The sequence below is a fragment of the Brachybacterium kimchii genome (assembly GCF_023373525.1).
In the GTDB taxonomy this organism is placed as follows: Bacteria; Actinomycetota; Actinomycetes; order Actinomycetales; family Dermabacteraceae; genus Brachybacterium; species Brachybacterium kimchii.
On the sequence record NZ_CP097218.1, the window covers coordinates 339,539 to 360,217 of the forward strand.

Genomic DNA, 20,679 nt, shown 5'->3' on the forward strand with positions numbered 1-20,679 from the left:
TGCGCGGCGCGGACGTGACGTGTTCGCGGCGCGCGGGCGGACGGCTGGGTGAACACGGGGAGCTCTCCGTAGACTTCGACGCACGCGGAGGCGCCCCCGTGACCTGCCCTTCGCCCGCAGACCCGGAGGAGACCCCGTGCAGGACGCCCCCATCACGCGAGATGCCGCGAACGGCGGTGTGAGAGTCGTCGCGGTCGTCGTCACGTACAACCGCGCAGCACTGCTCGAGTCCTGCCTCGATGCCCTCGCGGCGCAGGACCGTCGGCCCGACGCGGTCGTGGTCGTGGACAACGCCTCGACCGACGCCTCGGGGAGCGTGGCAGACGCCCACCCGATCGGGGCCGATGTGGTGCACCTGCACGAGAACGTCGGCGGCGCGGGCGGCTTCGCGACCGGCATCGCCCGCGCGCTCGAGGAGCACCGCGCCGACTGGGTGTGGCTCATGGACGACGACACCATCCCGCGGCCGGCCGCCCTGGCCGCCCTCACGGACGCGATCGACGCCTCCCCGGCGCGCCTGTCCGTGCTCAGCTCGCGGGCCGTGTGGACCGACGGGCGGGCCCACCCCATGAACCTGCCGCGACTGCGCGTGGGCGCGAGCGCGCAGGAGCGGGCCGACGCGCAGGCCGCCGGCGGGTACCCGATCCGCACCGCGAGCTACGTCTCCGTGCTGCTGCGGGCCGATGACGTGCGCCGCCTGGGCCTCCCCAACGCCGACTACTTCATCTGGTCCGACGACTTCGAGCACACGGGCCGCCTGCTGCGCCGCGGGCGCGGCATCCACGTGCCCGGCTCCGTCGTCGAGCACCGCACGAAGGTCTTCGCCAACGCCCAGGCCTCGCCGGGCGACCGCTTCTACTACGACGTCCGCAACCGCCTCTGGGCGCTCACCCGCACCCGGTCGTTCACCCTCTGGGAGCGCGCGATGTACGGCGGCAGCACCGTGCGCGGATGGCTGCGCCAGCTCGTGCGCCACCCCGAGCTCGCGCGCGTCGGCGCACGAGGTCTGCGCGACGCCCTGCGCGGCGGACCCCGACCCGGTGCACAGGTCCTGGACCAGGACCCCGGGGCGGCCTCCTCGATCACCCGCGTGGAGAGGTCCGCCGGGCGATGAGTGCGCTCACCCCGTCGGACCGGCCCGTCCCGTCGGACCCGCCCGTCGCCCACGACGTCACGGTGCTCATGCCCGTGTGGCGCGGCGACAGGGCCGATCGGTTCCAGGCGGCCGTCGCCTCCGCGACCACGCGGCAGACCCTCGCGCCGGCCGAGCTGCTGCTGAGCATCGACGGGCCGCTGACCCCCGAGCTCGACGCGGTCGTCGCCGCGATCGAGGCCGGCGAGCACGGTCCCGCCCGGGTGCTGCGCGCAGAGGCCCACCAGGGCCTCGCCCTCACCCTCCAGCGCGGGCTCGAGGCCGCGACCACGACCCTCGTGGCACGCGCCGACGCCGACGACCTCTGCCGTCCCGATCGCCTCGCCCTGCAGGTCGGAGCGATGCAGGACGGCGGCCTCGACCTGCTCAGCGGCACCCTCCAGGAGTTCTCCGACGCGGTGCCCGTCGGCACCGGCCCCCTGCGCACACGGCCGCTCGCGCACGCCGAGATCCTCGCCTACCTCCCGCGCCACAGCCCCTTCCAGCACCCGGCGGTGATGATGCGCCGCGACACGGCGCTCGCCGTCGGCGGCTACCTGGAGCTCGACCACCTCGAGGACTACTGGCTGTGGGAGCGCATGCTGCTGGGCGGCGCGCGCAGCGCGAACCTCCTCGAGGTGCTCGTGGACTACCGGGTCGACGAGGACCTCTTCGCCCGCCGCGGCGGCGCCCGCATGTTCCGCTCGGACCTGCGCCTGCAGCGGACCTTCCTGCGCGACGGCGTCACCACGCCCGCCGGGGCGGCCGCGAACCTCGCACGCCGCGCCGCCTACCGCTTCGCGCCCGGCTGGCTGCGCCGTCTGGGGTACCGCCTGCTCGTCGAGCGGATGCGCTGACGTGACCTGGGCCTCGTCGGGCCCGACGCCGGGTGAACACCGAGTGACATCGGATCGGCCGGGCGGTGACGCGTCCGTGAGCGTCCGGTGGAGCATGCACGCCATGCCCTGATCAGGGCTCTGAAGTGCGCGGACGCGCCGCAGCGCTGGGCTAGGGTGGTCGCCATCGAGCACCCGTCGAAAGGTATCCCCGTGGCGTCTCCTGACCTGCTGATCGTCGGCTCCGGCCTCTTCGGACTGACGGTCGCCGAGCGCGCAGCCGTCGAGCACGGCGCGAAGGTCGTCATCATCGACCGCCGTGACCACATCGGAGGCAACGCCTATTCGGAGGTCGACGAGACCACCGGGATCGAGATCCACAAGTACGGGGCGCACCTCTTCCACACCTCGAACGAGCGCGTGTGGGAGTACGTCAACCGCTTCACGGAGTTCACCGGCTACGTCCACAAGGTCTATACGAACCACAAGGGCGTGGTCTACCCGCTGCCGATCAACCTGGGCACGATCAACCAGTTCTTCGGCGCCTCCTACTCGCCCGACGAGGCGCGCGCGCTGATCGCCGAGCAGGCCGGCGAGCTCGCCGGCACCGACCCCGAGAACCTCGACGAGAAGGGGATCTCGCTCATCGGCCGGCCCCTCTACGAGGCGTTCATCAAGAACTACACCGGCAAGCAGTGGCAGACGGACCCCAAGGACCTGCCGGCGGGGATCATCTCCCGCCTGCCCGTGCGCTACACGTACGACAACCGCTACTTCAACGACACCCACGAGGGCCTGCCGGCCCAGGGGTACACGGCCTGGCTCGAGCGCATGGCCGACCACCCGAACATCGAGGTGCGGCTGGGCACGGACTACTTCGACACCAGGCAGGAGTACCACCGCGACGCCGTGCGCGGGCAGCTCCCGGTGATCTACACGGGCCCCGTCGACCGCTACTTCGACTACGAGCTGGGCGACCTCAAGTGGCGCACCATCGACCTGGAGACCGAGCACCTCGAGAGCACGGGCGATTTCCAGGGCACGTCGGTCATGAACTACGCCGACGCGGACATCCCCTTCACCCGCATCATCGAGCCGCGCCACTTCCACCCCGAGCGCGACTACCCCGCGGACCGCACCGTCATCCAGCGCGAGTACTCCCGCTTCGCGGCGCGCGAGGACGAGCCCTACTACCCCGTGAACTCGGGGACGGACCGCGAGACCCTGATGGCCTACCGGGAGATGGCGGACGCCGAGCCGGGCACCCTGTTCGGCGGTCGCCTGGGCACCTACAAGTACCTCGACATGCACATGGCGATCGGCTCTGCCCTGAGCCTCGTGGACAACAAGCTGGCCGACCTGCTTCGCCAGTGAACGATCAGCCGCGCCCTGAGCGGCCGGCCGGGAGGACCCCCACAGTGAGCATCACCAGCACCCCTGCGACAGCCATGCCCTCCTCCGCGGAGGCCGAGGACGCGAGCACCCCGTCGACCCCGCAGCGTGTGATCCAGCGGCTCATCATGCCGCTCGTGCCGACGCCGGACATCGTGCCCCTGTACGTCGAGGCCCACACGGCCCGCTCGGGCATCTCGACGGCCTCGTTCGGGCTCGGCGGCGAGGAGGAGGAGACCCACGAGGCCTCCGCTCCGAGCGCGGACAACCTGACGACTGACGTCGACGAGCTCAGCGCGCGCCACAGCATCGAGGTGGGCCCGCACTCGGTGCGCTCCTTCGGCACCTACTTCAACGCCTTCCCGGCCGGCTACTGGCGGCGCTGGACGCCCGTGCGCTCCGTGCGGCTGACCGTGACCACCTCCGGCAGCGGCCAGGTCATCGTCTACCGCTCGAACGCGCGCGGAGCGATCCAGCGCCACGAGTTCCGCACCGTGCGCGAGAGCACGGAGTCGGTCTTCGAGCTGCCGCTCACGGCCTTCGGCGACGGCGGCTGGTACTGGTTCGACGTGATCGCGGGGGCCGACCCGGTCGCCGTCGTGAACGCCCAGTGGACGGCCGACGCCGACCTCGCCCGCACCGAGGGCACGTTCTCCATCGGCATGACCACGATGAACAAGGTCTCCTACTGCCTGGACAACATCGGCCTGATCAGCCGTGACCAGGACCTGCGCGAGCGGCTGGACGTCATGTACGTCGTCGACCAGGGGTCCGACCGTCTCAGCGACCACGAGGAGCTCGCGCCGCTGCAGGCGGCCATGGGCGAGCAGCTGCAGCTCATCGAGCAGGGCAACATCGGCGGCTCCGGCGGCTTCTCGCGCGGCATGTACGAGGCGGCGACCAACGGACGCTCGACCTACGTCATCAACTGCGACGACGACATCGACATCGAGCCCGAGTCGCTGCTGCGCATGCTGACCTTCGCGGACTTCGCGACCACGCCCATGCTCGTGGGCGCCCACATGTTCGACCTCAACAACCGCTCGGTGCTGCACGCCTTCGGCGAGGGCGTCGACCCGTGGGCGATCCAGCCTCGCGTGGTCAGCCCCGGCGGACGCCTCGGACACGACTTCGGCTTCGAGCCGCTGCGCTCGACGCCGTGGCTGCACCGCCGCGCCGACGTCGACTACAACGGCTGGTGGACCTGCCTGATCCCCACCGAGACCGTGCGCGCGATCGGCCTCAGCCTGCCGGTGTTCATCAAGTGGGACGACGCCGAGTACGGGCTCCGCGCGAAGGCCGCCGGCTACCCGACGGTGTCCCTGCCCGGCGCGGCGGTCTGGCACATCACCTGGACCGACAAGAGCGACGCCCTGGACTGGCAGGTCTACTTCCACGAGCGCAACCGCATCATCACCGCGCTGCTGCACTCGGTCTACGAGCGCGGCGGCCACGTGATCACCGAGTCGCAGAGCATCGACTTCAAGCACATGATCTCCATGCAGTACTTCACGGAGACCGCGCGGCTGATGGCGCAGGAGGACGTGCTGCGCGGGCCCGGCGGGCTGCACGACCAGATCGGGACCAAGCTCCCGGAGCTGCGCGCGATGGCCAAGCAGTACGACGACTCCGCGACGCTCACCGACGCCCAGCAGTTCCCGGCCGTGCGGATGGCGAAGCCGCCGCGCAAGGGTCGCGGGTTCGCGCCGCCGCGTCGTTCCCGGCTGCCGCTGTGGGCCGCGCGCACGATGGCCCGCCAGATGTTCGCCCCGCCGCGCGAGACCTCCCGTCTGCACCCGCAGGCCGAGATCCCGCACCTGGACGCGAAGTGGTGGACGCTCAGCCACTTCGACAGCGCCGTGGTCTCCAACGCCGACGGCACGAAGCTCGCCTGGTACAAGCGCCGGCCCGACCACGTGCGGGAGATGTTCACGCGCAGCCTCCGCACCCACGCGGATCTCTACCGCCACTGGAACGACCTGCGCCGCCAGTACCGCCGGGCCGCCGCGGAGCTCACCTCCTTCGAGGCCTGGGAGAGGACCTTCGCCGCGAACCCTGCTCCCGAGAGGAAGCAGGATGTGAAGGAGAAGGGCACCCAGAAGGATTCGGGCTCGACGGAGGGATCGACGCCCTCGCAGTCCGACGGCACGTCGGCGAGCGAGTCCGTCGCCTGAGAGCCGCTCACTCGTCGGGGTCGGAGTCTGGGTCCAGGTCGTCCGGCCCCTCCCCGGCGCCGGACTCGTACAGCGCATCGACGACGTCCCTCAGGCGGAAGCCGAACCCGGCGGTCGTCGGCGCGATCCTCGTGTCCCCTTCGCCCCACTGGTAGCGCGGCCCGCTCTCGCCGTCGCGCACGAGAGGGTGCTCGGGCTCAAGCGGGACGATGACCGCGTGCTCGAGCACCTGTGGCCAGTGCACCTGGACCGGGGTGCCCGTGGAGTCGACCACCTCGAAGCGCGGGCCGTCGGCCGGAGCGTGCGGCGCCGATGATCGCGCCGGCCGGAGCGTCAGCCCGCCCTCATGGACGAGGACGTGATGACGCCGGCACAGCAGCACGAGGTTCTCGATGTCCGTCACGCCGCCGTGCGACCAGGGCACGAGGTGGTGGGCGTCGAGGTGCTTCGTCTGATGGCATCCGGGGAAGCCGCACGTGCGCTGGGCGACGCGCAGGGCTCGGCGCTGTGCGCGGGAGGCGAGTCGACGGGTGCGTCCGAGGTGCAGGATCTCCCCGTTCTCATCGGTGACCAGCAGCGCGAGCAGCCCCGTGCAGCTCAGTCGCTGCGCCGTGGCGGCCTCGAGCGGCCCGGCCCCCACGATCTCGCAGCGGTTCCGGAGGGGAGGGGTCGCGGCGGACGCATCGAAGGGGCCCGCTGAATGCGTACCAGCGTCTGTCGCAGACGTTCCCGCGGGAACGTCACCTGCTGCCAGATCTGTCAGATCCCTGCCGGGCGCCGAGGGGGCTGATGCGTCGGACCCCTCGGGACCCGCCGGCGGTTCCGACGCCCGAGGGTCCACGGAGGCCAGCACGTCGGGCGTCGCATGGACGACGACGAGATGCCGGTCCTCGCCGCTGCGGTCGGCGGGCGTCGCGTCGAGGTAGGCGCGGGCCATGTCGACGAGGGCGTCGGCCCGGGTCTGCTCGATCATCGGCGGCAGGTCCTGCTCGGCATCCGCGGGGAGGTCGCCTGCATCCTGCTCGCGCTGCGTCGCGAGGTCCAGGGCGGCGGCGACCTCCGCGCCCGCCTCTGCGGGCAGGACAGCGCGGACCTCGATCATCCCGTCCTCCCGCATCCGCCACGAGGCCTCGCGCCGCGCCTCCTGCGGGAGCCGTGTGCCCTCCGCGGCCCGGTACGCGCGCAGCGCGGCGGCGAGCTGCGCGGCCGTCATCTCCCGTGCCAGCAGCACCAGCGTCCCCTCGTCCACGAGGCCGACCACGCGGGTCATCTCGCCCACCTTGGAGAAGGAGAGGCGGCCCTGGGCGAACTCCTCGCGGGTCAGCGGCATCCCACGCAGCGCCCGGGCGACCCGCACGTGCTCGCGCGCGGTGCCGGGGGTCATCGAGCACGTCCAGCCCAGCCATTGCGCGAGAGACTTCACGCCGACATACCAGCGGGTCCCCTCGCCCGCATCGAACTCGCCGATGAGGTCCAGCAGCGCGCACTCCGCCTCGGCGACGTGCGCGGCGTGCGCCTGGATCTGCGTCGCGAGCTCCTCGGCCTCCGCGTCATCGAGGAGGCGGGGCCCGCCCTCGGGCGGTCCCGCGCCACCGCTCCCACCGGATCCCGTGCCGCGTCCCCCGTGCGGCTCCTGCACCACCGTGCTCATCACGACCCCCTCGTCGCTCATCCGTCGCCCGGGCCGGTCGGCGTGCGGCGCCCGATGAGGGTGCGCACGACCGCCGAGGCCCGGCCAGCCAGTCCCTTTGTCTCTGACTCGAACACCAGCACACCACGAGGGTGGGACATTCCGGACAGCAGTGCGGAGGCTGTGGACGACGAGGGTGTGGGGACGGACGGCGGGCCTTGAGTCTGCGGGGCAGGTGACCCGAGGGGTGCCTCTATGCCTCGCGCGCGTCCTCCTGCTGGGCCTGGTGGGACGTGACCGACTCCGCCGGGCCGACGATCCCACGGCCCTCGAGCAGGGCCGTGAGCAGGGGAGCGGGGTCGGTGAGACCGTCGGCCACGACGAGGAGGCGGGTTCCTGGGGCCTCGGTGAGGGACGCCGGCAGCGGGGAGGGCTCGGGGCCCGCCCAGGTGCCGAGCGGCACCGCAAGGTGATCCGGGTGCGCGCGGACCTCCTGGGCCCAGTCGTGGACGAGCGGCGGCAGCTCGCCGTCGAAGCGCAGGGAGAGGGAGCGGACGTCCAGGGCGAGGACCTCGTCGGCGTCGTCGGCGCGGGCCGCGGAGCCGGGGCGGTCCGTGACCAGGACGCGCACCTCCTCGTCGGAGGGCAGGGCGGGGTCGGTGCCCGCGCCGTCGCCGATCGCGACGCGTGCGCCCAGGCCCCAGGCGGCGAGGGCGAGCACGAGGCGCTTCCAGTGCGGCGGGAGGTCGAGCAGCACGAGCTCGTCGCGCTCGAGCATGACCTCGGCATCGAGGTGGCCCACGGTCTTGATCACCCAGTTCGCCAGGACGTGGCCGGAGAGCTCGATCCTGCTCTGCTCCCCGTACCAGACCAGGGCGGGCCGCGGGCCGAGCGCCTCGAGGGAGGAGAGCAGCGCCTGGAGGGAGGGGAGCGGGGGAGGGGAAGAGGCGGAGGTCATGGCTCCATCCTCGCGCGGGGCCCCTCGATGCGCACATCGACGGGCAGCTCGCGGGCGATGGACTCGGCCCCGATCGCGGTGCGCAGGCGCTCGGCGAACACGCCGGCGGCCGCCCAGGATCCGCCGCGGTCATCGTGCGGGCGCACCACCAGCGCGAGCCGCCCGGTCGGGCCGGGGCCCACGTCCTCGAGGATCGGCGCGGCGGACGCAGCGGAGGCAGGCCCGGGGTCGGGGTCGACGGAGGTCACGGCGCGGGCGGGCGTGCGCGCGATCTCGATCGCCCGGTGCAGGCGCAGTGCGTCGGACTCCGGATCCATCGCCGCGACCGGCTCGTCCTCGGCTGCGATGCCGAGGGCCTGCCAGACGGACTCGAGGCTCGGGCGTCGGAACCAGTCGTCCTCCCCGGTGCGGCTCAGAGCGCGCGCGGGGACGGCGTCGGCCGGATCGACGACGACGCCCCCGAGGCCGCGGACGACGACCGCCGGCACGCCGCTCGCCTTGCCCTTGACGAGGTCCGCCGCCGCGGCGATCTCGTCGGCCAGAGCTCGCACGGTGACGTGGAGGGGCCGGCCGTCGGCATCCGTGCTCCCGCGCAGGTCCTCGAGCGCGCGCAGCCCCGCCGCGCCGAGCGCGATGTCGCCGACGCCCACCCGCCAGATGCGCGAGGAGGTGTCCGAGAGCACGACGCCCAGGCGGCGTCCCGTGGCGCGCGCGAGCGCCGCGCGCAGATCCTCCGCCTCGGTGTCCGGGTCCCCGGGCAGGAGCAGGAGGCCGCCGGGGGAGTTCGAGCCGTCGATGCCGGCGGCCGCCATCACCGGACCGGCCGGGATCTCGACGATCGAGGTGGTGGTCCGCAGGTGGCGTCGGCGGGCGACGAGGCGCACGCTCTGCTCCGCGATCGCCTCCTGCTTGGCCACGGCGGGGATGACAAGATCCCTGGTCTTCGAGATGATCTTGGTCGACACGCACAGCACGTCGTCGTCCGCCAGGAGGATCCCGGAGGCCTCGAGGGCGCCGAGGAGGAGCGCGGCGAGGTCATCGCCCGCACGCACCTCGCCGAGTCCGACGACCGGAAGCACCCGGAGACCGGACGAAGCGGACGGCTGCAGGGGCCCCGCGGGCCCGTCGGGAGGGGTCGTGGTCATCGCATCTCCTGGTCGCGGGCGTGCACCGGCTTGACGGGGCCGAGTTACACGGGTGTATTTTAGGCGGTGTCCGGCGGCTCCCCCCGCCTCGTCCCGAACCCCGTCGGCCGCCATGGAGCGGCCTCACGACGTGAAGCGTCCCCCTGAGGAAGGAACTGTGCCGATGGAACGCATGCGCGACGAGGATGATGCGCAGTCGGAGGAATTCTCCCTCCTGCAGCTGGTGGCCGACGGCGAAGAGGCCGAGGTCTCGTGGCAGGAGCGCGCGCTGTGCGCGCAGACGGACCCCGAGGCCTTCTTCCCCGAGAAGGGCGGGTCCACCCGCGAGGCGAAGAAGGTGTGCGTCTCGTGCGAGGTGCGCGCCGAGTGCCTCGAGTACGCCCTCGAGAACGACGAGCGCTTCGGCATCTGGGGCGGTCTGTCCGAGCGCGAGCGCCGCAAGCTCAAGCGCCGCGCCGTCTGAGCGGCCCGTGAACCCGGCCCGCCGCCTGTGACCTCGCGCGACGTCACCGCCGTCCTCCTGCTCGGCGGACGCGACGACCCCGAATCCCTCTCGACCGCCCTCGCCGCCCTCTCCGCTCAGGAGAGGGCGGCCGATCGCGTCGCGGTGATCGCTCGTGGACAGCTCGGCGAGGAGCGCGAGGCGCAGGTCGCCGCGCTCGCCGACGACGGCACGATCGACGAGGTGCTGCGGATCCCTGCCGGCGCGGGGCTCGCGAGCGCCGTCCGCGAGATCATGACCTCCCTGTCCAGCGGGGTGCTCACGAACGTCCAGCAGAAGGACGTCTCCGAGGCCGCTCCGCGCGCCGGCGGGCACATGCGCCCCATCGACCGCGACGCGCACGAGCGCGGGCTCGTGCGCGAGGCCGAGGAGACGGCGCAGATCCCGACCCGCCTGCGCGAGGGAGGCTCGGCGATCGCCGCGCCGCCGGCCGGAAGGCGCCGCGCCTCCGCCGATTCCGAGAGCTGGTTCTGGCTGCTCACCGAGGACGCGCTGCCCGGCCGCGCCTCCCTGCGCGCCCTCGTCGACGCCGCCGAGGCCTCGCCCACTGCCGCGCTCATCGGCTCCAAGCGCCTGCGGCCCGCGGCGTCCGGCGAGGACGACGCGGCGCAGGACGAGGACCAGGACGAGACCCCTGGCCGGAGCGCCGCCCGCCCGACCGCCGACGACGCCGACGTGCTCGTGGACGTGGGCCTCACCCTCACCCACAGCGGCCGCATCGTCACCGGCGTCGAGCCCGGCGAGATCGACCAGGGGCAGTCCGACTGGCGCCACGACGTGCTCGGGGTCGCCCTGCCCGGCCTGCTGGTGCGCGAGAGCACCCTCGCGAGACTCGGCGGCACCGACCCCGCGCTCGGCTCGCCCTTCGCCGAGATCGACCTCGGCCAGAGGGTCTGGCGGGGCGGTGAGCGGGTCGAGGTCGCTCCCGACGCGCGCGTGCTGGCCCCGCATCGTGCGGCCCCCGCCCCCGCCCTGCTGCGCGAGCACCGGCGCGGGCAGATGCTCCTGCTGCTCAAGCACCGTCCGCTGCTGGGCGTCGTGCTCACCCTCCTGCTGAGCATGCCGCTGGGGACCCTGGCACGGATGCTCGGGCAGGTCGCCGCGCAGGCGCCCCGGCTCGCCCTCGCCGAGCTCCGCGGGACCCTCGCCGCCTACCGGCGCGCGCCGGGCGTCATCGCCCGCGGTGCGCGCGCCTCCCGCAGGGCGCTCGTGCCCCGACGGCGGCTCGCGCCCCTGTACCTTCCGCGCACGGAGGCGCTGCGCCGCCGCCTCGAGGCGATCTGGACGCGCCTGTTCGCCGACGACGAGCGCGCCCGTCGCATCCGCCGCACCACCTGGGGGATCGCCGGCACCACCCACGGCTCCGACGACGCGGACTTCGGCCGCCACGGCGTGTGGACGATCATCCTCGCGGCGCTCTCGCTGATCGCCGGGATCGTGGGCGCGCGCCCGCTGCTCGCGCGCGGCCATCTCGCGGGCCCGCAGCTGCAGACCCTCGCGGACGACTGGCGGGAGCGCACGCAGGTCGCCTGGTCGAGCTGGGTGCCCGGCGGCGACGGCGGACTGGGAGCACGCGGGCCGGGCGACGCCCTGCTGCGGCTGATCGCCCCGCTTCCCCTGCCCGAGGGCGCGCTCGGCGTGCTGCTCGTCCTCGCGGTGCCGCTGGCCGCCATGGGCGCCTGGTGGGCGGCCGGCGCCCTCACCCGCGCGGTCGGCGCGCGCCTGGCCCTCGCCGTGGCCTGGGCCGTCGGCCCGCCCCTCCTCGCCTCCCTGGGCTCCGGCGCCTGGCCGCTCGTGCTCGTCCACCTGCTGCTGCCCCTGCTCGCCCTCGCGGTGGGCCGCGCCATCGGGCTCGTGCACAAGGTCTCCCAGGCCAGCGTCTCCGCGGCCGCCGCCGCAGGTCTCGTGCTGCTCGTGATCGGCGCCGTGCAGCCGGTGCTCGTGATCCTCGTCGGCCTCGCCCTCGCCCTGCTCGCACCCTTCGTGCCGGGCCGGCGGCGGCGACTCATCTGGGTGCTCGTGCCCTCGCTCGCCCTGCAGCTTCCCTACCTCGGCGCCTTCATCGCCCACCCCGCCGCGCTCCTGCACGTCGCCGGCGTCCCCGCCTCCGCCGAAGCCCCCTCGGGCCTCGAGCTGCTCGCCCTGTGGCCCGCGCCCGCACCCTGCTGGACGGCGCTCGAGGGCCTTCTCGGTGCGTCCGCGGCCGGAGCGCTGCCCGTGCTGCTGATGGCCCCGGTGCTGCTGGGCGCGCTGCTCGCCCCCTTCCAGCGGGCCGACGCGGGCCGCGCGGGACGGTACGCGATCGTGCTCGCCGCTCTCGCGATGGCGACGGCGCTGCTCGCACGCGCCGTGCCCACCGAGGTCGGGGACGAGACCCTGCTGAGCGCACCGATCGGCGGGGTGCTCAGCCTCGCCCTGCTCTCCCTGCTCGTGGGGTGCGCGGCGACCTGCGACGCCCTGGCGCGCCGCAGCGGCCGCGAATCCGGTGCGCGCCGCGGCGCGACCGTCGCGATCGCCGGGCTCGTCGCCGCCTGCTGCCTCGTCGCCACGATCGGCTGGACCCTGAGCCTGCCCGACGCGCTGCAGGTGCACCGCACGCAGAGCGACGAGGTGCCGCAGGCCGCGAGCGACCTCGGGACCTCCGAGACGCGCGGACGCGTCCTCGTGCTGTCCCAGGGCGGCGACGACTCGGTCGACGCCCACCTCGTGGTCGACGGCGGACCCACCGCCCAGCAGGACTCCGGCTCCGTCGCCGCGAGGACCCTCGCCGCGGCGGGCTCGGGCGCCGCCGTCGACGAGGACCCCGCCTCGACCGCGCTGCGCGAGGCCACCGGCGAGCTGCTCACGGCCGACGCCGCGAGCGACCCCGTGCGTCTGCGCACCCTCGGCGTCGGCTACGTCGTCGTGCCCGGGTCCTCGCAGGACGCACCGGCCCTCACGGACGCCCTCGACGCCTCCCCGCAGCTCGAGAAGGTCACCGAGGGGAGCAGCGGCGGCATGTGGCGCGTGGTCGACGCGGGATCCCGCGTCGTGATCCGCCCGGCGGGGGAGGACCCGTCGGCCGACGACGAGACAGCCCTCGCGAGCGGAGTGCTCGACGCCGAGGGCGACGTGGCCGTCGCGCAGGGCGAGCGCACCGTGGTGCTCTCGGAGCGCCGCGAGAGCGGCTGGGAGGCGACGCTCGACGGCGAGGCGCTCGCACCCGTCACCGTCGACGGCTGGGCCCAGGGCTTCACCGTCCCCGCCGGCGCCTCGGGGCACCTCGAGATCCACCGCCAGGACCCCTGGCGCCTCGTGCTCGCGATCGTGCTGGCCCTGACCGTGCTGATCACCGCCGTGGTCGCCGTGCCCTGGCGGGCCGGCCCCGGCCGGCGTCGGGGCGAGGAGCCCTGGCAGGAGAGCCAGGAGAGTGGTGCCCTGTGACTCGATCGATGCGGCCCGCACTGGCCCTCGCGAGCGTGGTGCCGATCCTGGTGCTCGGCGCCGGAGCGCTCGTCGGCCCTCTCTCCGACGGGTCCTCGGACCGCTCGGTCGAGCGCGCCGAGACCACGTCCTCGCCGAGCGCCGCCGCGCTCGTGTGCCCTGGCCCCGTCCAAGTCCCGAAGGAGCTGCAGGGGAGCACGGGGGACGAGAAGCTCTCCTCGACGGGGCCGAACGGCCGCGTGGGCGTGCGCACGCTGGGCCTGGACGCGGACTCCTCGCTGCTCTTCGGCCGCGTCGCCGCCTCCAGCACGAGGCAGGACGCGGACGGCAACCCCCTCGCGCCCTCGATCACCGCCGCCGACGCCGCGGGCGAGGACCTCGGCATCGACACCTCGGCGGGCGACGTCGGCGCGAGCGCCCAGACCATCTCCTCGATCTCGAACGGCCCGCAGGTGACCGTGCGCGGATCACAGGATCAGCAGGTCGTCGCCGACGCCGTGCAGACCACGACCACGGACTCCGGCGACTTCCGCTCCCTGAGCGCGACCCGCTGCACCGGCGCCTCCACGCAGGCGACCTTCCTCGGCGCCTCCACCGCGAGCGGCGCGAGCGCCTCCCTGCTGCTGCGCAGCACCACCGACCGGCCCGCGACGGCCTCGATCCAGGTCTGGACGGCCGACGGCCCCGCCGACATGGGCGGCCGCTCCCAGGTCGTGGTGGCCCCGGGCAAGGAGGAGCGCGTGCTGCTCGAGTCGATCGTCCCCGACCAGGACGTGATCGGCGTGAGCGTGAGCACCGTCGGCGCGCCGCTGGCCATGTCCCTGCAGGACACCGAGCGCGACGGTCTCACCCCGCTGGGCGGCGAGATCCTCTCCGACCTGCCCGAGGCCTCCCGCAGCTCCGTCATCCCCGGCGTGCGCATCGGGAAGGGCACGAGCGCGCAGGTGGTGCTGATGAACGAGTCGGGCGCGGACGCGCACGTGCAGCTCGCCGCCCACGACGCCAAGGGCCCCGTGGACGTGTCCGGGCTCGACGACGAGGTCACCGTGCCCGCGGGATCCGTCACGACAGTGCCCGTCGAGGGCATCGCCGGGGACTTCGCGATCACCGCGGAGTCCGACCAGAAGGTGAGCGCCGCGGTCCGCTCGCACGTCCAGTCCGAGAAGAAGCTCGGCAAGACGATCGGCAAGCCCTCCGACCTCGCGGTCGCCCAGGCCGCCCCGGCGCTGCGCGACTCCGGGGTGACCGCCCTTCCGACCGACGGCGCCCACGGCGCCCTCTCCCTGGCCGCGACCGACGACACCCACGTCACCGTGATCCCCGTCGGGGCAGACGGCGGCGCGGGGGAGAGCGTCGAGCTCGACCTCGCCGGCGACAGCGCGACCGACATCCCCGCAGGAGACCTCAAGGGCACGAAGGGCGGCATCGCGGGACTCGTCGTGGTCCCCGACGACCCCGATGCGGTCCACGCCGCCTGGATCCAGACCGAGTCGGACGCGAAGGCCGGGCCCCTGCTGACCTCGGTCCCCGTGGTCTCCGCCTCGACCGGCGGCTCGGGGACGACGGTGCGTCTGGGCTGAGGGGCGCCGTCAGTCCTCGCCCCAGGCCTCGGGGTCCACGTCCTCGGGGTCCAGGTGCAGCAGGGAGGCGATCTGGTCGGCCAGGACCTGGCGCACCAGCAGCTCGAGATCCCCGGGCAGGGAGCAGCGGGTCTGGATCGGCCGACGGAACAGCACCACGCGCGGCGGATGGTCGCGGTCCGCGGGGAAGGCCCGGCCGAGTGCGACCGCGCTCTCCTCCCACGGCGCCGGATCCGTGAGCGGGACCTCCTCGACCGCGACCTCGAGATGCTCGAGGCGGCGCGGGTATCGCTCCACGAGCGCGCGGGCCGCGTCGAGCACGGTGTCCTCGAAGAGCTCGCGGCGGGAGAGGTGACCGGGCAGGTGGGGAGGCAGCAGGTCTCCGCGCAGTCCGCGACCGTGCCGGTCACGGCGCCGCCCGCGGGAGCGGCCCACCGGGCCCGAGGCGCCGCCGAGAACTCGCTGACCCGTCATGCATCGCACTCTAACGCGCTCGTGTCGCGGGCCGCGGCCCGGCTCGCCCACTGCGTACACTCGAGGGCGTGCCTCATCGCGACTGCTCGAAGACCGGCTGCACCCGCCCCGCCGTCAGCTCCCTGACCTTCGTGTACGAGGACTCGACGCTCGTGGTGGGACCGCTCGCCCGCACCGCCGACCCCCACGCCTATGACCTCTGCGAGGAGCACGCGTCGCGGATGACGCCGCCGCGCGGATGGACGATGCTGCGGGTCGCGGGCAGCGCCGATGCCGTCGACGACCTCGTGGCGCTCGCCGCCGCGCTCGACGCGCACGAGACGGAGGACACTGCCGGTGCCCCGTCTGTCGACCGCGACGCCGCCCGCGCGAACGGCCGCCCCGAGCCGCGTCCCGCCGAGCGTCACCTGCACGTGGTGAGGTCGAGCGATGACTGAGCACGATCTGCGTCCGATCGTCCTGGCCAACGACGTGCGCGGAGTCGCCGGCGTGACCCTGGACGAGGACGTCGCCCGGGCCTTCGGCGCCGCGTTCGCCGACAGCCTCGAGGCGAAGGACCTGATCCTCGGCCACGACATGCGCCTGAGCTCTCCGCAGCTCGCCCGCGCCTTCGCCGACGGGGCGGTGCGCCGCGGAGCCACGGTCGGCCTCGCCGGCCTGAGCGCGACCGACCAGCTGTACTGCGCCTCCGGCCTCTACCGGGCGGCGGGCGCGATGATCACCGCCTCCCACAACCCCGGGCAGGACAACGGCATCAAGCTGTGCCTGCCCGGCGCGCGCCCCATCAGCCGCGACACCGGCCTCGACGATCTCCGTGTGTGCGCCGAGGAGCTGCTCGACGCCGGGGAGATCCCCGAGATCCCCGGTGGCCGGCTGCAGGAGCTCGACACCCTCGAGGACTACGTCGCGACCGTGCTGGCGCTCGCGCCCGTTCCCGGGACGCGGAGGCTCACGGTGGTCGTCGACGCCGGCAACGGGATGGCAGGGCTCACGATGCCCGCCGTGGCCGAGCATCTGCCGAGCGTCGGGATGAGCGGTCTGCACCTCGAGCTCGACGGATCGTTCCCCCACCATCCGGCGGATCCGACCGACCCCGCGAACCTCACCGACCTCGCCGCGCGCGTGCGCGAGGAGGGCGCCGACCTGGGGCTCGCCTTCGACGGCGACGCGGACCGCTGCACCGTGGTCGACGAGACCGGCGCCCCGGTGCCGCCCTCGGCCGTGACGGCGCTGATCGCCGAGCGCGAGATCGCCCGGGCCCGCGCCCGGGGCGAGGAGTCCCCGACGGTCGTCGCGAACGTCGTCTCCTCGCGGCACGTCGCCGAGGCCGTCGAGGCCGCGGGCGGGCGCTTCACGGTCACTCCCGTCGGGCACTCGCTCATCAAGGCGATCATGGAGCGCGAGGACGCCGTGTTCGGCGGCGAGCACTCCGCCCACTACTACTTCCGCGAGTTCTTCCGCGCCGACTCCGGCATGCTCGCCGCCCTGCACGTGCTCGCGGCGCTCGAGGAGAGCGGATCCAGCATGTCCGCGCTGGTCGCAGGGCACACGCCCTACGCGGCGAGCGGGGAGATCAATCGCCGTCCCGCATCTGCCGCCGCGGCGCGCGAGGCGATCCGCGCGGCCTTCGCCCCGCGCGAGGGCGTCGAGATCGACGAGCTCGACGGGCTCACCGTGCGCCACTGGGGTGCGGCGGGAGAGCAGTGGTGGTTCTCCCTGCGCTCCTCCAACACCCAGCAGGCGCTGCGGCTGAACGTCGAGGCGGCCGACGAGCCCACCATGCGGGCCGTGCGCGACGAGGTGCTCGGGATGATCGACGAGGGCACGGGCGGCGACACGGTGCACGACGACACGGTGCACGAGCACGAGCACGAGCACGAGCACGAGGAAGAGAGTGGGGGCGAGGTCGCGATGCGCAGCGAGGCCGGATTCGACGGGCCGGCGTGGCTGCGCCGGACCCTGCGCTGCCCCCGGTGCGGGGCGGAGCTCGCCGACGCCGTCGCTCTGGACGGTGCGCAGGGCGGCGCGGACCACGTGCTGCGCTGCACCGGCCAGGGTCACGAGTACCGCATCCGCGGCGGCATCCCCGTGCTCATCGCCGGGCGCGACTGACCTCTCCGGGGCGGATCGCTGCGGGACCGGCTACTGCGCGAAGGGCACCGCGCGCACGTCGGCCGCGAGCTCGCGCTCGCGCGTCGCGGCCGCACGCAGCTTCTCCTCGTCGCGCCGGGAGCGCTCGGCGAGCACGGCCCGCAGGAACATCTCGGGGTCGGTCCCCGGAGGCGGCGCGGGCGTCACCGAGGGCATGGTGCGCTGCAGCAGGTCGCGGGCGATCTCGCGGCGCGACTCCGGATTCAGCGAGTGCGCGCGGGGCAGGAACGAGCGCACGTCCTGCAGCAGCGGCAGGGGCAGTCGGCCCACGTCGGCCCCGGTGGCCCAGGCCTGCAGCTCCTCGGGCACGGTCTCGCGCACCGGGCGCGGGGCGCGCATGCGCTCCTGGATCACCATGGTGCCGGCGAGCATGTCGCCGAGCCGTCGCGAGCGGCGGTCGACGAGCGCCGTGACCAGGGCGATCGCGCCCGTCGTCGACCAGATCTCGAGCATCCCCATGAGGGCCCGCAGCAGGCTCTGGCGCGCATGCACCGGGCCCCCGTCCTCGCGCACCACGCGGGTGCCCGTCGCCAGGCGCCCCAGGCTGCGTCCGCCCATCAACAGCTCGGTGAGCACCGGGTAGCCGAGGAAGGCGAGCACGCTCACGAGGACCAGGGCGGCCTGCACGAAGCCAGCGTCCAGCCCCGTGCGGGAGGCGAGCGCGACCATGCCCACCGTCGCGCCGATGCTGAGGGCGAGCATGACGGCGCCGTCGATCAGATAGGACAGCAGACGGGTCGCGAAGGAGGCGGGGCGCAGGTCCAGGTGGACGGCCTCGCCGGTGACGATCGCATCGCGCATCGCGCTCGGGGCGCTCGCGCTCGTCGGACCCGCTGCCGTGGACATGCGCCCAGTCTCCCATCGGCGGGCGCGGGAGGCCTCACCCGGTGGTCGACGAGCGCACCGCGGCGCCTCGACTTTCGTCGCACGTGCCGTCCGCGCGCCTCGCCTACGCTGGCGAGGTGGACACCGACGCCTTCATCGCCGTGCACCGCGAGGACTGGGACCGTCTCGCGGTGCTCACCCGCACCCGCGACCTGGACGCCGCGGGCATCGACGAGCTGATCGCGCTGTACCGGCGCACCGCGACGCACCTGTCCACGGTGCGCTCGACGAACCCCGATCCGGTGCTCACCGCACGCCTGTCCGTCCTTCTGCAGCGCGCGCGTCTGCGGATCACCGGGGCCCGGGTGCCCCTCTGGCGGCGCGTGCGGGACATGCTCTGGGAGGACCTGCCCGCCGCCCTGCACGAGGCCCGCTGGTGGGTCGCCGGATGCGCCGCGCTGCTGCTCGTCACCGCACTGGTGTCCGGGCTGTGGTTCGGCCTGGACCCGTCGGCCCGCTCCGCCGTGCTCACCGAGGCGGAGCAGCGCCGCCTCGCCCAGCACGACTTCGTCGGCTACTACTTCCAGGGCGAGGCGAGCGGCTTCGCGGCGAGCGTGTGGACGAACAACGCCTGGATCGCCCTGCAGTCCGTGGTGCTCGGCGTGACCGGGGTGTGGCCGGCGTGGATGCTGCTCAGCAACGGGCTGAACATCGGGCTCTCCGGCGGGGTCCTCGCCGCGCACGGGCACCTGGGCACGCTGCTGGTGTACCTGCTGCCGCACGGACTGCTCGAGCTCACGGCGATCTGCGTGGGCGCGGGCGCCGGACTGCGCCTGTTCTGGGCATGGGTGCGTCCGGGGCCGCTGCCGCGCGCATGGGCGCTCGCCCGCGCGGCCCGCGCGATGATCACGGTGGGCGTGGGCCTCGTGGCCGTGCTTCTGGTCTCCGGGGTGATCGAGGCCTTCGTGACGCCCAGCTCCCTCCCCGCCGCCGTGCGCATCGGCATCGGCGTCCTCGCCTGGGCCGCGTTCCTCGCGGTGATGATCGTGCGCGGACGCCGGGTGTCCCGTGCCGGGATCACCGGCGACCTCCCCGAGGAGGTCGTGGGGGACCAGGTGGCCGTCGCCGCCTGAGCCCCGCCTGCGCCCGGGTCAGAGCCTCCCGGCCGCCTTGAGGGCGAGGTACTGGTCGGCGACCGCCTGCGGGAGGTCGTCCGGGACGACGTCCACGACGTGCGCCCCGCAGCGCTCGAGAGCTCGCTCGGTGCCCTCGCGCTCGATGCTCTCCTGCTCGGCCGACGCGGCCCGGTAGACCGCCCCGATGCTGCCGCGCTCGCGCGCCATGCCCGCGAGCGCGGGGTCCGCCACCGAGCCGACGATCAGCGGATGATCGGCGGCGATCCGGGAGGCGACGGGCAGCAGGCCCTGGCCCGCCGCCCCCGGCTCGATCGGGGTGAGGAGGACGACGAGGGCCCCGCGCCGGGCGCGTCGGCGGATCTCCGAGGCGACCATCTCCCAGTCGGTCTCGACGAGGGCCGGCTCGACCGGTGCGGTCGCCGCGACCACGTCGTGCAGCACCGTGCGGGCGTTGCCGCCGTGCACCTGCACGTGCGGGACGCGGTCGGCGCACAGCACGTCCACCCGGTCCCCGGCCTGTGCGGCGAGCGCCGTGAGCAGCAGCGTGGCATCGAGCGCGGAGTCCAGTCGCGGGGCGTCGCCCACCCGGCCGGCCGACGTCCGCGAGGTGTCCACGACGATGAGCACGTGACGGTCGCGCTCGGGCCGCCAGGTGCGCACCACGACGCTGCGGCGGCGGGCGGTCGCCCGCCAGTCGATCGAGCGCACGTCGTCGCCGTCCACGAAGTCCCGCAGGGAGTCGAACTCCGTGCCCTGGCCCCGCTGGTGGACCGCCGCGAGGCCCTCGATCTCCCGCAGCCGGCGCGTGCGCGAGGGCAGGTGGCGGCGCGAGCCGAAGGCGTGCAGGGCCAGCAGCTCCCCGGGCGCGTCCCGCGTCCCGCGGCGCTCGATCAGACCCAGCCTTCCGCGCACGGCGAGCACGAGCGCGCGGCTCGTGTGCCGCCCGCGCCGGGTGGGGCGGAACACCTGGTCCACGGCCCGGCGCTCCCGCGCGGGGATCGCGAGCGCGGCGCGCTGGACGCGGAGGCCCGCCGTCGGGTTCCAGGCGTCGCGCAGACGGACGTCGACGCCGCGGTCACCGGGGTTCGTCACCAGCAGGCGGCCCGTGCCCTCCTCGCCGAGCCGCACCTGCCCGGGGGAGCGGCGCCGCACCAGCAGGGTCTTGGGCGACGGCGTGAGCAGGAGGTCGAGCACGAGCAGCGCGACCCACACGAGGGCGCACACCAGCACGGTCGCCCAGTGCGGGACGAGCACGATCGGCAGCGCGCCGACGACCCCCAGCAGGGCGCCGCGCATCCTCAGGGCGGGCAGGTCCCTCACG

Annotated in this window: 16 protein-coding genes; 10 read left to right on the forward strand and 6 right to left on the reverse strand. The window is 74.2% G+C overall.

All coding sequences use genetic code 11. The features are described from left to right. Window positions 1–136: 136 nt before the first annotated feature. The 4 genes from M4486_RS01545 (at window position 137) to M4486_RS01560 (ending at window position 5,534) form a co-directional block, all read left to right on the forward strand. Entirely contained in the window at window positions 137–1,114 is a 978-nt protein-coding gene (locus M4486_RS01545) for a glycosyltransferase (protein ID WP_249479232.1), read from the forward strand. Next, window positions 1,111–1,989 (forward strand): glycosyltransferase, encoded by an 879-nt coding sequence (locus M4486_RS01550; protein WP_249479233.1) that lies wholly within the window; start codon window positions 1,111–1,113, stop codon window positions 1,987–1,989. Before M4486_RS01545 ends, M4486_RS01550 begins: the two co-directional genes overlap by 4 nt. 192 nt (window positions 1,990–2,181) lie before the next feature. Beyond that, window positions 2,182–3,342 carry a UDP-galactopyranose mutase gene (gene glf / locus M4486_RS01555; RefSeq protein WP_249479234.1) on the forward strand — a complete coding sequence of 387 codons (1,161 nt, stop codon included), beginning with the start codon at window positions 2,182–2,184 and terminating at the stop codon, window positions 3,340–3,342. A 44-nt stretch (window positions 3,343–3,386) separates the two neighbouring features. After that, a complete protein-coding gene (locus tag M4486_RS01560; protein WP_346731761.1) occupies window positions 3,387–5,534 on the forward strand; it encodes a glycosyltransferase in 2,148 nt (715 codons plus the stop codon). Window positions 5,535–5,541: 7 nt separating this feature from the next. Here M4486_RS01560 and M4486_RS01565 read toward each other — a convergent pair whose 3' ends face one another. From M4486_RS01565 to M4486_RS01575, 3 genes are all read right to left on the reverse strand, one after another. After that, a complete protein-coding gene (locus M4486_RS01565; protein ID WP_249479235.1) occupies window positions 5,542–7,185 on the reverse strand; it encodes an HNH endonuclease signature motif containing protein in 1,644 nt (547 codons plus the stop codon). 232 nt (window positions 7,186–7,417) lie between these two features. Next, a complete protein-coding gene (locus tag M4486_RS01570) occupies window positions 7,418–8,122 on the reverse strand; it encodes a TIGR03089 family protein (protein WP_249479236.1) in 705 nt (234 codons plus the stop codon). After that, window positions 8,119–9,267, reverse strand: coding sequence for a coenzyme F420-0:L-glutamate ligase (locus M4486_RS01575; RefSeq protein ID WP_249479237.1), 1,149 nt, complete (start codon window positions 9,265–9,267; stop codon window positions 8,119–8,121). The genes M4486_RS01570 and M4486_RS01575 overlap by 4 nt, the downstream gene beginning before the upstream one ends. Window positions 9,268–9,430: 163 nt before the next feature. On the opposite strand from M4486_RS01575, the gene M4486_RS01580 reads away from it, so the two are divergent. Genes M4486_RS01580 through M4486_RS01590 form a run of 3 tightly spaced genes read left to right on the forward strand, consistent with a single transcriptional unit; the run spans window position 9,431 to window position 14,772 of the window. Beyond that, window positions 9,431–9,730: a WhiB family transcriptional regulator gene (locus M4486_RS01580; protein ID WP_249479238.1), complete on the forward strand. Its 300-nt coding sequence runs from the start codon at window positions 9,431–9,433 to the stop codon at window positions 9,728–9,730. 27 nt (window positions 9,731–9,757) lie between these two features. Continuing rightward, window positions 9,758–13,192, forward strand: a complete 3,435-nt coding sequence (locus M4486_RS01585; RefSeq protein WP_249479239.1) for a hypothetical protein — start codon at window positions 9,758–9,760, stop codon at window positions 13,190–13,192. Further along, entirely contained in the window at window positions 13,189–14,772 is a 1,584-nt protein-coding gene (locus tag M4486_RS01590; RefSeq protein ID WP_249479240.1) for a DUF5719 family protein, read from the forward strand. Before M4486_RS01585 ends, M4486_RS01590 begins: the two co-directional genes overlap by 4 nt. Before the next feature lie 9 nt (window positions 14,773–14,781). Here the strand turns inward: M4486_RS01590 and M4486_RS01595 are convergent, their stop codons facing one another. Continuing rightward, the gene (locus M4486_RS01595; RefSeq protein WP_228357931.1) at window positions 14,782–15,246 is read right to left on the reverse strand and encodes a metallopeptidase family protein; all 465 of its coding nucleotides are present in this window, start codon (window positions 15,244–15,246) and stop codon (window positions 14,782–14,784) included. Between the two features lie 68 nt (window positions 15,247–15,314). Here M4486_RS01595 and M4486_RS01600 point away from each other — a divergent pair, with 68 nt between their 5' ends. After that, window positions 15,315–15,683, forward strand: coding sequence for a DUF3499 family protein (locus M4486_RS01600; protein ID WP_249479241.1), 369 nt, complete (start codon window positions 15,315–15,317; stop codon window positions 15,681–15,683). Next, complete coding sequence (locus M4486_RS01605; protein ID WP_249479242.1) at window positions 15,676–17,358, forward strand: phosphohexomutase domain-containing protein; 1,683 nt, start codon at window positions 15,676–15,678, stop codon at window positions 17,356–17,358. Before M4486_RS01600 ends, M4486_RS01605 begins: the two co-directional genes overlap by 8 nt. A gap of 30 nt (window positions 17,359–17,388) precedes the next feature. On the opposite strand, the gene M4486_RS01610 is transcribed toward M4486_RS01605, so the two are convergent. Next, window positions 17,389–18,243: an RDD family protein gene (locus M4486_RS01610; protein ID WP_249479243.1), complete on the reverse strand. Its 855-nt coding sequence runs from the start codon at window positions 18,241–18,243 to the stop codon at window positions 17,389–17,391. Between the two features lie 116 nt (window positions 18,244–18,359). Here M4486_RS01610 and M4486_RS01615 point away from each other — a divergent pair, with 116 nt between their 5' ends. After that, a complete protein-coding gene (locus M4486_RS01615; RefSeq protein WP_249479244.1) occupies window positions 18,360–19,355 on the forward strand; it encodes a stage II sporulation protein M in 996 nt (331 codons plus the stop codon). An 18-nt stretch (window positions 19,356–19,373) separates the two neighbouring features. Here the strand turns inward: M4486_RS01615 and M4486_RS01620 are convergent, their stop codons facing one another. Then, on the reverse strand, window positions 19,374–20,678 hold the full coding sequence (locus tag M4486_RS01620) for a DUF58 domain-containing protein (protein WP_249479245.1): 1,305 nt from the start codon (window positions 20,676–20,678) through the stop codon (window positions 19,374–19,376). Between the last annotated feature and the right edge of the window lies 1 nt (window position 20,679).

Bases quoted from the DNA above. Each gene is read 5' to 3' on its own strand.
- M4486_RS01595 (WP_228357931.1), bottom strand. From the start codon at position 15,246: ATGACGGGTCAGCGAGTTCTCGGCGGCGCCTCGGGCCCGGTGGGCCGC.
- M4486_RS01575 (WP_249479237.1), bottom strand. From the start codon at position 9,267: ATGACCACGACCCCTCCCGACGGGCCCGCGGGGCCCCTGCAGCCGTCC.
- M4486_RS01580 (WP_249479238.1), top strand. From the start codon at position 9,431: ATGGAACGCATGCGCGACGAGGATGATGCGCAGTCGGAGGAATTCTCC.
- M4486_RS01610 (WP_249479243.1), bottom strand. From the start codon at position 18,243: ATGTCCACGGCAGCGGGTCCGACGAGCGCGAGCGCCCCGAGCGCGATG.
- M4486_RS01550 (WP_249479233.1), top strand. From the start codon at position 1,111: ATGAGTGCGCTCACCCCGTCGGACCGGCCCGTCCCGTCGGACCCGCCC.
- M4486_RS01565 (WP_249479235.1), bottom strand. From the start codon at position 7,185: ATGAGCACGGTGGTGCAGGAGCCGCACGGGGGACGCGGCACGGGATCC.
- M4486_RS01570 (WP_249479236.1), bottom strand. From the start codon at position 8,122: ATGACCTCCGCCTCTTCCCCTCCCCCGCTCCCCTCCCTCCAGGCGCTG.
- M4486_RS01605 (WP_249479242.1), top strand. From the start codon at position 15,676: ATGACTGAGCACGATCTGCGTCCGATCGTCCTGGCCAACGACGTGCGC.